The organism is Weissella thailandensis, assembly GCF_005405465.1.
GTDB lineage: Bacteria > Bacillota > Bacilli > Lactobacillales > Lactobacillaceae > Weissella > Weissella thailandensis.
This window is the reverse complement of record NZ_BJEC01000002.1, coordinates 57,103-69,810: the sequence shown is the minus strand read 5'-3', so window position 1 is coordinate 69,810 and position 12,708 is coordinate 57,103. Positions and strand designations below refer to the sequence as shown.

Annotated in this window: 11 protein-coding genes and 1 riboswitch; of the genes, 9 read left to right on the top strand and 2 right to left on the bottom strand. The window is 37.9% G+C overall.

From position 1 onward, the window contains the following. Nucleotides 1-47: 47 nt before the first annotated feature. Nucleotides 48-1,154 carry an SLC13 family permease gene (locus tag FFM62_RS01360; RefSeq protein WP_075269522.1) on the top strand — a complete coding sequence of 369 codons (1,107 nt, stop codon included), beginning with the start codon at nucleotides 48-50 and terminating at the stop codon, nucleotides 1,152-1,154. A gap of 58 nt (nucleotides 1,155-1,212) precedes the next feature. Here the strand turns inward: FFM62_RS01360 and FFM62_RS01355 are convergent, their stop codons facing one another. Further along, nucleotides 1,213-1,869, bottom strand: coding sequence for an NAD(P)H-binding protein (locus tag FFM62_RS01355; protein ID WP_075269523.1), 657 nt, complete (start codon nucleotides 1,867-1,869; stop codon nucleotides 1,213-1,215). Nucleotides 1,870-2,069: 200 nt separating this feature from the next. Here FFM62_RS01355 and FFM62_RS01350 point away from each other — a divergent pair, with 200 nt between their 5' ends. The 8 genes from FFM62_RS01350 (at nucleotide 2,070) to FFM62_RS01315 (ending at nucleotide 10,706) form a co-directional block, all read left to right on the top strand. After that, nucleotides 2,070-2,885: an AraC family transcriptional regulator gene (locus FFM62_RS01350; RefSeq protein ID WP_115470503.1), complete on the top strand. Its 816-nt coding sequence runs from the start codon at nucleotides 2,070-2,072 to the stop codon at nucleotides 2,883-2,885. A gap of 142 nt (nucleotides 2,886-3,027) precedes the next feature. After that, nucleotides 3,028-4,449, top strand: coding sequence for a glycoside-pentoside-hexuronide (GPH):cation symporter (locus FFM62_RS01345; RefSeq protein ID WP_075269525.1), 1,422 nt, complete (start codon nucleotides 3,028-3,030; stop codon nucleotides 4,447-4,449). A gap of 31 nt (nucleotides 4,450-4,480) precedes the next feature. Beyond that, on the top strand, nucleotides 4,481-5,647 hold the full coding sequence (locus FFM62_RS01340; protein ID WP_075269526.1) for a galactokinase: 1,167 nt from the start codon (nucleotides 4,481-4,483) through the stop codon (nucleotides 5,645-5,647). A gap of 17 nt (nucleotides 5,648-5,664) precedes the next feature. Next, nucleotides 5,665-7,170 (top strand): UDP-glucose--hexose-1-phosphate uridylyltransferase, encoded by a 1,506-nt coding sequence (locus tag FFM62_RS01335; protein WP_075269527.1) that lies wholly within the window; start codon nucleotides 5,665-5,667, stop codon nucleotides 7,168-7,170. 88 nt (nucleotides 7,171-7,258) lie between these two features. Next, the gene (locus FFM62_RS01330) at nucleotides 7,259-7,831 is read left to right on the top strand and encodes a TetR/AcrR family transcriptional regulator (RefSeq protein WP_075269528.1); all 573 of its coding nucleotides are present in this window, start codon (nucleotides 7,259-7,261) and stop codon (nucleotides 7,829-7,831) included. 127 nt (nucleotides 7,832-7,958) lie between these two features. After that, on the top strand, nucleotides 7,959-9,290 hold the full coding sequence (locus FFM62_RS01325) for a dihydrolipoyl dehydrogenase family protein (protein ID WP_115470504.1): 1,332 nt from the start codon (nucleotides 7,959-7,961) through the stop codon (nucleotides 9,288-9,290). A 197-nt stretch (nucleotides 9,291-9,487) separates the two neighbouring features. Beyond that, nucleotides 9,488-10,111: a pyridoxamine 5'-phosphate oxidase family protein gene (locus tag FFM62_RS01320; protein ID WP_115470505.1), complete on the top strand. Its 624-nt coding sequence runs from the start codon at nucleotides 9,488-9,490 to the stop codon at nucleotides 10,109-10,111. Nucleotides 10,112-10,155: 44 nt separating this feature from the next. Continuing rightward, nucleotides 10,156-10,200: riboswitch (PreQ1 riboswitch) on the top strand. A 5-nt stretch (nucleotides 10,201-10,205) separates the two neighbouring features. Beyond that, nucleotides 10,206-10,706: a QueT transporter family protein gene (locus FFM62_RS01315; RefSeq protein WP_075269531.1), complete on the top strand. Its 501-nt coding sequence runs from the start codon at nucleotides 10,206-10,208 to the stop codon at nucleotides 10,704-10,706. A gap of 43 nt (nucleotides 10,707-10,749) precedes the next feature. Here FFM62_RS01315 and lepA read toward each other — a convergent pair whose 3' ends face one another. Continuing rightward, complete coding sequence (gene lepA, locus FFM62_RS01310; protein ID WP_115470506.1) at nucleotides 10,750-12,531, bottom strand: translation elongation factor 4; 1,782 nt, start codon at nucleotides 12,529-12,531, stop codon at nucleotides 10,750-10,752. Nucleotides 12,532-12,708: the final 177 nt, after the last annotated feature.

Here is a 12,708-nt window from a genome sequence, read left to right as displayed (position 1 = left end):
TGGAAAATTCCACGATCGATGTATAAAAATGATAAGGAAAACAACGTATGAAAACACTTGTTTATAAAATTATTAACGATCGCACTTTGTGGGTAACAACAGTCTTGCTCATTTTGGCGTTGTTTGTGGGCCATGTTCAGCTTAACGATATTGATATGCAGACAATTCTTTCATTACTTTCATTGATGATTTTAATCAGTTTATATGAAGGGGAAGGATTGCTAAAGTACGTTGCGCTGACGATTATTAAGAAGTGTCAAACAACTCGTCAGGTGCAGCTCACAGTTTTTCTATTGGTGTTTTTTAGTGCAATGTTTTTAACGAATGATGTGGCTATCATAACTTTTATTCCGATATTTGTTGTCATTGCTCAAAAAATACATGTTAACGCCGTCTTACCAATTATCCTGTTAACTGTATTTGCTAATCTGGGTAGTGCAGTAACACCATTTGGTAATCCACAAAACATCTACTTAGCTAGCCATTATCAGCTACAAATGGGTGATTTTTTTCAGATGTCATGGCCGCTAGGATTAATTAGTTTCTTATTTGTTCTGCTTAGTAGTCTATTTTTTCGATCATCAAATCTGGAACAATTAACACTTGATTTGCCAACTATACGTCCCAAACAGACTAAGTTGTTGATTGCAGGTAGTTTTGTTGTTCTAGCCGGATTGCTGCATTTATTGCCAATTATGATTTCATTAGTTGTTAGTATTCTATTAACATTAGTTATTAACAAAAAACGCTTTTTACAAGTAGACTATGGCATTATCATTTTGTTTGTTGAGCTATTTTTAATAGTCGGTGTATTGAGCCGCATACCAAGCGTAGTATCACTATTTGAAGAATTGACTACAACGGATAATGGCTCATTTATTTCAGGAATTGTCCTTAGTCAATTTATTAGTAATGTGCCAGCGGCTGTCTTATTAAGTGCTTTTACTAGTCGGGTGAATGCTGTGTATTTGGGTGTTTCGATTGGGGGATTGGGAACGATTATTGCATCATTGGCCAATTTATTGGCTTGGCGACAATATCAACGCCAAATTGAAGAAATTAATTACAGCTTTCCGATTAAGTTAATGGTCATTAACTTATTATTATTGTTAATTTTTATCGCGTTAGGCTATGCCATATTAACGGTTGCATAAAAAAGGACATCAACTAACCATTTGAATATGGTTGATTGATGTCCTTTATTTGTATTTATTAGCCATTTGTTACGATAAAACGTTCTTGCTTGTGAGCAGGTGTGATTATTTCGTCAACAATAGCCTTAGCCATTGTGTCGCTAGTTGTTTGTGAACGTCCTTGTTCATCAAATAGCATATCATCTTTACCATAAAGCACCTTATCAGCTAATTCACCAGGCACAAATAATTGACCAGGAGAAACACCCGTCCAGCTAACATTTTTAACATCCTTTAGGAAATTAAATTCGTAAAGTTGGTTTTCGGGAATACTTTGCCAAGCAGCATTGTTTGGGTCAGCTTTGATATCTTCATAAGCAAAATGACGTTGATCACCTGTGCCAACAAATGTACTACCAGCACCTAAGATAAAGATTAAACGTGGTGATTCTGTTTCACGAAGCGTAGCAACTAAATGGGTTGCTAGATCTGTATGTAGATAAGCCTTTTCTGGTGCCGTTGCAAAAGCATCAACGACGACGTCAAATTGTTCTAAATCAGACTTGGTTAAATTGAAAGCATCAGATTCAATCAACTGAATATTTGCACCGAGATTTTGCTTTGCCTTATCTGCATTACGGACAATTGCAGTGACATCAAGGCCTGCTTCTTGCGCTGCCTTGAATGTGGCTGAGCCTGCCATTCCGGTAGCACCGATAATACCAACTTTAGTCATAAAAAACCTCCTGTTTGATAATCATATTTAATTACATTTTATAAGTAAAAAAACGAAAAAGCAAATTATACCCATAATGGTTATGAAAAAATCTCATAATAAGCTAAAATAGTGAGTAGATATTTTATGGTACAAGTATAAAAATGAATAGTTTAGACATAAATATAATGACAAGATTAAGAATAAAGTGAGGAAAATATATGCGTGCATATTTCAATTTAGATGCTAATGATTTTCCGGTCACGGTTGAACATATAGGTGCTGAATGGCCCCAGGACCAAATCATTAGATATCAAGGGTTTCCGCATTTTCATTGGTTGCAAACGGAAAAAGGAGTTGGCAATTTTTGGATTGGCGAAAAGCACCTAATTTTGCCGGAAAAGGCGGGGGTACTAGTATCGCCAGGTGTTCCTCATCGGTACGAATCAGCTAATGTTAATGATAAATGGGAAGTTATATTTGTGACATTCCAGGGGAAATTTGCCGATGATTTCAATCTGCAAATGATGAATCATGATTATGTTTATATTCCCCCTGAAAGAGGGGTTGAGTTTGTTAATCAAGTAGAACAGATTATTGCAACTTTAGAATCAAATCCTGTAGATCATGAATGGGTATCAGCACTATCGTATTACCTATTATTATCGCTTGGACGTGAAGAATCTTATCATGTCAATGTTAACCATCCTGATTTTATTCGCTATGTTAAGCCGGCTATGAACTATATGTCAGAAAATTTAGCAACCAATTTAACGATTACATCGGTTGCTAAGCATTTAAATATGACGCCACAGTATTTAGATCGTTTGTTTCAAAAAATTATGCATTTAAGTCCCCAGGAATACTTGCTCCAAGTTAGGATAAGTCATGCTAAAAAACTATTAGTTTCGCAGAAGCATTTACGAGTGGTTGCAGTTGCCAATGAAAGTGGCTTTCGTGATGCAGCGTACTTTAGCCGTATTTTTAAACGTGAAACAGGGGTTACTCCCTTAAATTTTAGAAAATGGCAAACATAAATGCCAAAAAACAGCTTGATACGACTTGAGCATACTTTCAATTTGTCCTTTTTTTTGGTTTAAAATAAGCAAATATACGTTTGAAAGCGCTTTATCATTAATATTGTAGATATGCACAGACGTGCTTTGGAGGAATTATATTATGAAAATGGTAAAACAGTACTTGTCGTACGCGGCAGGAGCGTTTGGTCACGATGCATTTTATGCAACATTAAGTACATACTTTATGATGTTCGTGACAAGTCAGTTATTCAACACCTCGGATGCAGGGTTTAATGACAAAATGATTGGTTGGGTAACTGGTCTGATTGTTGCCTTGCGTGTTGTCGAAATTATCTTCGACCCAGTTATTGGTGGTGTGGTTGATAACACTCGTACTCGTTGGGGAAAGTTCAAGCCATGGTTGGTGGTCGCTGGATTAATTAGTTCAGTACTGTTGATTGTCATCTTTACTGACTTTGGTGGTTTAAATGTTAGCCACCCAGTGCTATACATTATCTTGTTTGGAATTGTATTTATTACACTGGATGGTTTCTATTCATTCAAGGATGTGGCTTTCTGGTCAATGTTACCCGCTTTGTCTTTGGATAGTAAAAAGCGTGAGAAATTCGGAACAATTGCGCGTTTCGGATCAACCTTAGGTCAACAAGGTGTTCAAATTGTTGTTATCCCATTGGTAACATTCTTCTCATTAATCTTTCTTGGATCACATGCTGAAACAAAGACTGGTTGGTTCTGGTTTGCCGTTGTTATTGCGGTAGTTGCATACGGTGGTGTTTTGCTAACTGTATTTGGAACGAAAGAAGAAGATAACATTGTTCGTCAGAATACTGAAAAAGCTGGCATCAAGGCTATCTTTACAGCTGTTGCCAAGAATGACCAATTAATGTGGCAAGCATTGTCATACTTCTTGTTTGCACTAGCTTATGTTTCTACAAATTCAATGTTGTTGTACTACTTCAAGTATGTCATGGGGGCCGGAGATAAGTTCTACTTAGTTGGAATCTTTACCGCCATTGAAGGAATTGTCGCAGTTTCAATTTTCCCAACATTGTCAAAGTTTTTCTCACGTCGTACGATCTTTACGACAGGTGCAATTATCATGTTGATTGGTTATGCACTGTTCCTATTCTCAGCAAATAGCTTACCATTAGTATTAACAGCGATTACGTTGTTCTTCTCACCATATCCAATCTTGTTCTTGGTTGTTTTGATGACAATTACTGATTCTGTTGAGTATGGACAATGGAAGTTGGGAATTCGTAATGAATCAGTGACATTATCATTGCGTCCATTGATTGATAAGTTAGCTGGTGCTTTCGCTAATGGTATCGTTGGTGTCGCTGCTGTTGCTGCTGGTATGACTGGTTCAGCAAAGCCTGAGGATATTACTGATGCTGGTATGCAGTCATTTAACTTGTTTATGTTCTACATCCCAATCGCTTTGATTATTATTTCAGTTCTTATTTACTGGTTTAAGGTAACGCTAACTGAAAAGAAGCACGCTGAGATCGTTCGTCAACTTGAGGAACGTTTGCGTAAGGAAGAAGCAGAAAAGAAATAATTTAAAAAAGGAATTTTAAAGGTATTTAATTATGACTCTTACAAAAGAATTAGGTGAATCATTCCAACGTCGTTTTGGACATGCTGCAGAGCACTTTTTCTTCTCACCAGGACGTGTTAATTTGATCGGTGAGCACACTGATTATAATGGTGGTCATGTGTTCCCAGCCGCAATTAGTGTTGGAACATATGCTGCAGTATCATTACGTGATGATGATGAAATCCATGCATTCTCAGCAAACTTTAAAGATGCTGGGATGGTTACTTTCAAAACAGATGATTTGGAACTTCGCCAATATGATAGCTGGGTAAAGTATGTACGTGGTGTTATTAGTGAAATGGGCAAATTAGGCCATGAAGTACCACGTGGGTTTAACTTGGCTATTGTTGGTGATATGCCAACAGCATCAGGTTTGTCTTCATCGGCATCATTAGAATTGTTGATCGGTGTTATGTTGAATGATTTATTTGATTACGGTATGGATACCTTATCATTAGTAAAGCTTGGTCAAGCCGTAGAAAATGATTATCTTGGTTTGCAAACAGGGATTATGGATCAATTTGCGGTTGCCTTTGGTCAAGAAAAGCAAGCTATTTTCTTAGATACAAACACAATGGACTATGAAATGGTCCCATCTGACTTTGGTGATTATGACTTAGTAATCATGACAACAAACAAAAAGCGTGAATTGGTTGATTCAAAGTACAATGAACGTCGTGCCGAGACGCAAAAGGCGCTTGAAGAATTACAAGCAGTGACTGATATCAAATCATTAGGTGACTTAACAACTGATGAATTTGAAAAAATCGTTGATCACATTAGTAGTTCAGTAAATCAACGTCGTGCTCGTCATGCAGTTGCTGAAAATGAACGAACTGTTTTGGCTAAAAAGGCCTTATCAGATCACGATATGAAGCGCTTTGGTGAATTATTGACAGAATCACATAATTCATTGCGTGATGATTATGAAGTGACGGGTGTTGAATTAGATACATTGGTTTCAGCTGCTATGGCACAACCAGGTGTCTTAGGTGCTCGTATGACTGGTGCTGGCTTTGGTGGTAGTGCGATTGCCTTAGTTGCCAAGTCTGAAGCTGATAATTTTGCTGCAGCCGTTGGTAAAGTTTACAACGAAAAGATTGGTTACCAAGCATCATTCTTTGTAGCTGATATTGTTGATGGTACACATGCCTTGTAGGAGGCCGAAGTTTTAAAATGAAGTCATTGAATGAAGAACAAAGTCAAGCCGTAATGAATTTCGTTGCATGGGGAGTTGCCATGCATGCTTATTCAGAAGCCGAAACAGTTTATCGAACAAATTTGGTACTAGCTAAGTTAGGTGTTACGACTATTACGCAGGGCCTAACGGGTAATACGGATACTAATTTAAGCGACTTAGCTGATCAATTGATTGCAATCCAAGACGTTAAGTTTGAAATGGGCTGGCAAGCAGCCATTAATCGTACGGAATTGCTAAACATTGTGACGCCGACACCAGATGTTTTGGCAACTGAGTTTGAACGCTTGTACAAGGTTGATCCTGAACAAGCGGTTAAATATTATTATTTTGTTAGCGAATCAGTTGAAAATGTTAAAGTGAAAGACATTGCTCGAAACATTGCTTTTACCCATAACTCTAAGTACGGGGACATTGAGATTACAATCAATTTGTCAAAGCCGGAAAAGACGACTGCTGAAATTAAGGCCGCTGCTAGTGCGCCGAAAGCTACGTATCCGCCAACTGCATTAGATTATACTAATGAAGGTTATCTTGGTACAGTGACAGCAGCGCCACGTTTGACACACCGTTTTATTCGTGAGAATTTCAGTAATGAAACTTGGGGTTGGCATTATTCTCCATATGCATATTTTGAAGAACACGCCATTTTTGTTAACTTTAAACGACAACCAATGCAGATGGGTCTACGGACATTTACACGTCTAATGCAAATTGTTACGCGGTATCCAATGTACATGGTTGGTTCAAATGCGGATTTGCCAATTGTTGGTGGATCAATTTTGTCACAAGAGCATTATCAAGCAGGTCGTCATGCATTTCCAATGATGAAGGCAGAGGTCAAGCAACACGTTGCTTTGCCTGAATATGAAAATGTTTCAGTTGATGTATTGAATTGGCCAATGACTGCTTTCCGAGTATCCGCAACTGATGCAGCTGATGTTGTGGCAGCTGGTGAATTTATTCGTCGGGCTTGGGAAAAGTATTCTGATGAAAAACTAATGATTTCTGCAACTAGTGATGAAGGTGATCGTCAACATACGGTCACACCAATTGCGCAGTTTAAAGATGGTAAGTACGAGTTGTACTTAGTTCTTCGTGACAATGGGACTTCAGCAGAGTATCCAATGGGAATTTTCCATCCCCATGCCGATGTCCAACACATTAAGCAAGAAAATATCGGTTTGATTGAAGTGATGGGCTTGGCTATTTTGCCAGCACGCTTATTAAAGGAATTGCAGAAGGTTGAAGAATTCTTAATTGATCGTGCATCACTTGATGAAATTGCCGAAGGTCATCGTGATTGGGCACAACAAATTAAGCAAAGTCGACAAGTCAGTCCAGCTACGGTAACAGAAATTGTTCAAGAAGAAGTTGGTAAAGTATTCGTTCGCGTGCTTGAAGATGCTGGTGTCTATAAGGGTGATGCAGAGGGACAAGCAGGCTTGGATCGCTTTATTAAATATTTAGCAAGTATTAAATAATTAGTATTTCTAAAATAAAATCATAAGAGTGACCTTAATTTAAAGGTTCACTCTTATTTTTTTTGATTAAACAGGCTAAAATAGAATCATGAGACAACGAGATGAAAATAAAATATCAGCTTTATCCGAGGCAGCTATTGATTTAGTTGCAGAACAGGGAATTATCAATTTAAGTATTAATAAAATGGCTAAGCGAGCTGGTGTCTCAGTTGCAACGGCGTATGTTTATTATGATAATAAAGCAGATTTGTTGGGGAAATTATTCCAGCAGGTACAAAATTTGCTAATCAACAATATGACAATGCCCGCGGCAGATTTACCAATTAAGGAACAATTTGCGGATATCCTCAGACAGTATGCGGCACGCTTTAAAAATAATGTGAAGGAGGTTGAATTTCTAGCAGCAATGCTAGCAAATCCACAATTTTTACCAGCAGAATTACAGAACAGTGGTTCATTATTAAATAATGAGTTATTGGCCGTTATTACACAGGCATACCGACAACGTTTATTAGTAACAGGTAGTGTTGATTTGATTGTTGCGCAAACGATTCAGCCTATGCAGTGGTTATTACAATCACGTATCCAAAATGGCCTGACAGTTTCTGATGCTGAGGTTGAAGAATTTATTGTGATGGCAACTGGAGCAATTTTTAAGTAATGCAAAAAATTAAGCTAAAATAAATGCACGCTTGATACTTTTCTTATATACTAGGTGTAACGGTTGATTTAAGAGATATCAGCTGATTGAGAACTTTTAGTAAAATTCCACGGGAGGAAGAAACAGAATGACAGCATATGATTATGATGTATTGTATATCGGTAGTGGTCATGGGACGTTTGATGGTGCAGCACCATTAGCAGCTAAAGGTAAGAAAGTAGCTGTTGTCGAGCAAGATCTTATTGGAGGAACTTGCCCAAATCGTGGATGTAATGCCAAAATTGCTTTGGATTCACCTGTCGCTTTGAAGCGTCACTTAGAAGAAGTCCATGGTATTGTCGATGGTGATATTAAAATTAATTGGTCTGAAAACCAAGCACATAAGCACGAAATTATCGCTGGTTTGCCAGATTTCATTCAAGGATTGTTGGATTCTTCAGATATTGATATCCTATTTGGTCGCGGTACCCTTGTTGATAACCATACCGTTAAAGTAAACGGTGAGGAAAAGACGGCTGAAAACATTGTCTTGTCAACAGGTCTACGTCCACATCGCTTGGATATTCCTGGTGATGACCTAGCTCATGATTCAGAAGAGTTTATGAATTTGAGTGAGATGCCTAAGCGAGTAACGATTATTGGTGCTGGTTATATTGCAATGGAATTTGCAACAATGGCTCAAGCAGCTGGCTCAGAAGTAACAGTTGTTTTGCATGGTGACAAGGCCTTACGTGCTTACCACCAACCATACGTTGAAACGGTTATCTCTGACCTAGAATCAAAGGGCGTTAAGTTTGTCCGTGAAATTGAAGTAGAAGCAATCGTCGGTGGTGCAAATGGCTTGGTTGTTCGTGGCAGTGATTTAAATATTGACACTGATTGGGTATTAGATGCTACTGGTCGAATTCCAAACGTTGAAAACTTAGGTCTTGAAGAACTTGGTATCAAGTTTAATGAAAAGGGTATTGAAGTAGATGATCATCTACGTACTTCAGTACCAAATATTTACGCTTCTGGTGATGTGATTGATAAAGAGCAACCAAAGTTGACACCAACAGCAATTTTTGAATCAACATATTTGATGCACACATTTGCTGGTGAAACAACTGACGCTATTCAATATCCAGTAATTCCATCAGTTGTGTTCACTTCACCTCGTATCGCTAAGGCTGGTGTGACTGTTGCTGAAGCTCAAGCAGATCCAGACAATTACACGATCGTTGAAAATGACTTGTCAGGGGACTGGTATCGTCAAGTTGACAAAGAGCAAATCGGTCATAATACATTGATTTTTGATGCTGATTACAAGCTAGTGGGGGCAACAGAGGTTTCTAACAAGGCAGAAGATGTCATCGATGCTTTGTTGCCAGCTATTGAGTTTAAGTTTGGTCCAGCTGAACTAGAACGCATGGTTTACTTGTTCCCATCAATTGCTTCACAAGCATGGGGTCAATTGTAAGCATACATTTGATTATTGACTAAAATAAGACAATGCCTGAAATTGAAACTTTCGGGATTGTCTTATTTTTTTATGCTGTTTTATTTTTGATAATGATGAATATCATTAATTATTGAATTGTATATAGTTTTACCATAATATGTTTTGAGTAGCACTAGTGTTTTGTGATAAAATCACTTGTGAAGGAGAAAACAAACATGTATCCCAAAAGATTTATTCAGTTATTTATTATATTTTTTATCACAATTTTTATATCATTAGGCATCGTTAGTTTATTTAATGTGAGCGATTTTTGGCTACAGGGTATTTTGATAACTATTATCGGTTATATTGTTTTAATTATCCCATTAACAACGTTGACCATCTTAAAACAACGGAAGAAGTTTAGTAGCAATACTGATAGTAATAGTGATGATGTGTTTAACAATACATTAGCTAAAGTAGAAAATGTTTTTGTCCTTGCGACAAAGTCAGAAACGGGGAATTTAACGGCAAGCATTGTCACCTTCAAGCAATCCGCAAGTGATGACAATGTTTTCTTTGTCGTTACTGGTTCGGATACAGAACGTACAGCCAATATTGCTCGTAATGGTGTGGCTGCGGTCACTACTTGGTATGATGAAAAGACAGGCGCACGGTTTAGTTCAAAGCATGTTGCCGCATCTGTCATCGCTGACGATCAAGTGCAAGCAACTTTACAAAAACACCCAGAGATTAAAGCATTAGGTGATAATTTTAACAACCATGTCATTATTCAATTAACGCTTGATTCAGCTTTAGTTGAATCATTCCGTGATCAGCCAATTGCCGTATCTTTCTAATCTATACAGGTAGTTGCAATTATTATTTGATAGTGCTATTTTAAATAACAGTGGTTCGTAACCATCCCACTCAAAAAAACTAGGAGTAGAAAATATGGCACAAAAAACTCATCAAATTAGTTCAACAAGAAATATGACAATAACAGCTGTTATCGCCGCACTCTACGTGGTGGCAACTGTGGCACTACCATTTGCTTCATATGGACCGGTTCAATTGCGCTTTTCTGAAGCCTTTAATCATTTAGCAGTGTTTAATAAACGCTATATCGTGGCTATCACGCTGGGTGTATTTATTGCTAATATTTGGTCGCCATACGGGATTGTTGACATGATTGTTGGTACCTTGCAGACATTGTTGATGTTATCAATTTCTTACTATTTGGCTAAGCATGTTAAAAGTATTGTGGCACGTCTGGCTATTAGTACTGTGGTTGACACTTTGATGATGTGGGTGATTGCTGCTGAACTATACTATATTGCTAAGACACCATTCTGGGCAACATATGCTTGGACCGCATTGGGTGAATTTGGTGCTTTAGTTATCGGAGCAATTATTGTTTACATCATTAGTCGAACGATTGATTTAGAAAAATAATTAAAAAACGAAACCCGTTCATTTTGATGAGCGGGTTTCGTTTTTAATTACTATTCATTTGTAAAACAGCATCAAAGACGGATTGTGGTAATTCAATATCACTCTTTTTCACACCTTGACGACGCATCTGTTGTTGTTTCTTTGATACTTTCGTACCTGAAGCTTGAGCTTTACGCAAAGGCGGCACATCAGCGCGAGCAATTGCTCGTCCTTCAACAATAGCCTGTACTGGCATTGCTTGTAGTTTACGAGGAATTAAATCTTTCAGTTTGTCAACCAGTTCGATACCCATACGATTAGCTTTTAATCGATGGACAACGAAAGTTAGTGCGTCAATTTTGGCATAATCGATAGCAACGTCAATTCTAACTAAATCTGATGGTTGGTATTGATCAAACGTTGTTGAAAGGGTGGCGAAACCATGCGAAACAGACTTTAACTCATTAAAGAAATCATAGGCAATTTCTGAAATTGGCATCCGATAAGTAACTAAGAGCATAGCACCAATGGTTTCCAAGTCAACCAATTCACCACGTCGACCTTCTGCCAAACGCATGACGTCATTTAACATCTCATTAGGCATGGTCATTTTAGCTAACATATAAGGTTCCTCTACTAAAACAATTTGTCCATAATCTGGGAACTGGGTTGGATTTTCAATATAAATTGGTTCGTCTTCATTTTTAACAGTAACGCGATAGGTCGAATTAGGCATAGTGGTCAATACATCTAAGCCAAATTCTTCTTTCAAACGTTCACGAATAATTTGCAAATGGAAGATACCTAAAAAACCACCACGAAATCCCATACCAAGGGCTTCGGATTGTTCGGGTTCGTACTGAAAAGCAGCATCATTCAGAGCAAGTTTTTCAATGCCAACTTTTAAATCTTTAAATTCACTGCCGCGAGGGTAAAGACCAGCATAAACCATGGGCTCCACGTCTTGATAACCAGGTAGGGCGGCCGCAACAGGTTGTTTAGCTAGGGTAATTGTATCTCCAACTTTCACAGCTTCAGGGTCTTTGATACCAGTGACGATAAAACCGACATCACCAGCTCTTAATTGTTTAACTGGCGTCATCAATGGCGCGAATACACCCATTTCCTTAATGCCTGATTTAATTTCGTTGGCCATAAATAATACTTGATCATTGTTATTTAACGTTCCTTGAACGAGTCGCGCCTGAACAATGATACCTTTATAAGGATCAAATTTTGAGTCGAAAACTAGGGCTTGTAAAGCTGAGTTTTCATCACCGGCTGGTGCAGGGATGCGGTCACGAATAGCTGTTAAGACTGCTTCAACATTAAGGCCACTTTTAGCAGAAATTTTAATGATGTTTTCTGGCGTAAAGGCATCATCCAAATCACCCAGTTGATTAATAGTTGCTTCAACCTCAGCTGCAGCGGTATCAATTTTGTTGACAATGGGGATGATAACTAGGTTAGCTTCTTTTGCAAGGCGATAGTTAGCAACGGTTTGGGCTTGCACACCTTTTGTCGCATCGACCAGTAATAGAACACCATCGGTAGCTGATAAACTACGTGAGACTTCATAGTTGAAGTCCACGTGACCAGGGGTATCAATCAAGTTATATTGATATTCATCACCGTGATCATCAATGAAATAGTTCCGAACAGTTCGTGATTTGACAGTCACACCATGTGCTTTTTCAACGCTTAAATCATCAAGTAGTTGGTCTTCAGCTTCTCGTTCTGAGATGGTACTAGTCATTTCCATAATACGGTCAGCAAGGGTTGATTTACCGTGATCAATATGGGCAACAATGGCAAAATTGCGAATAAATTTTTGACGTGTAGACATTTTAGCTCCTTAAAATCTATAGTGCTCATATTATACCATTTTCATGAAATGTTACGATTTGATATTTTACTTATTGGCCAGGTTAAATGAAATAAAAATATATTTTAGTGGACTTTATCTATCTTTCTCTGTTATGATATTAAAATTAGTCTCAAATAAAAATAAAGTTTTAGCTAA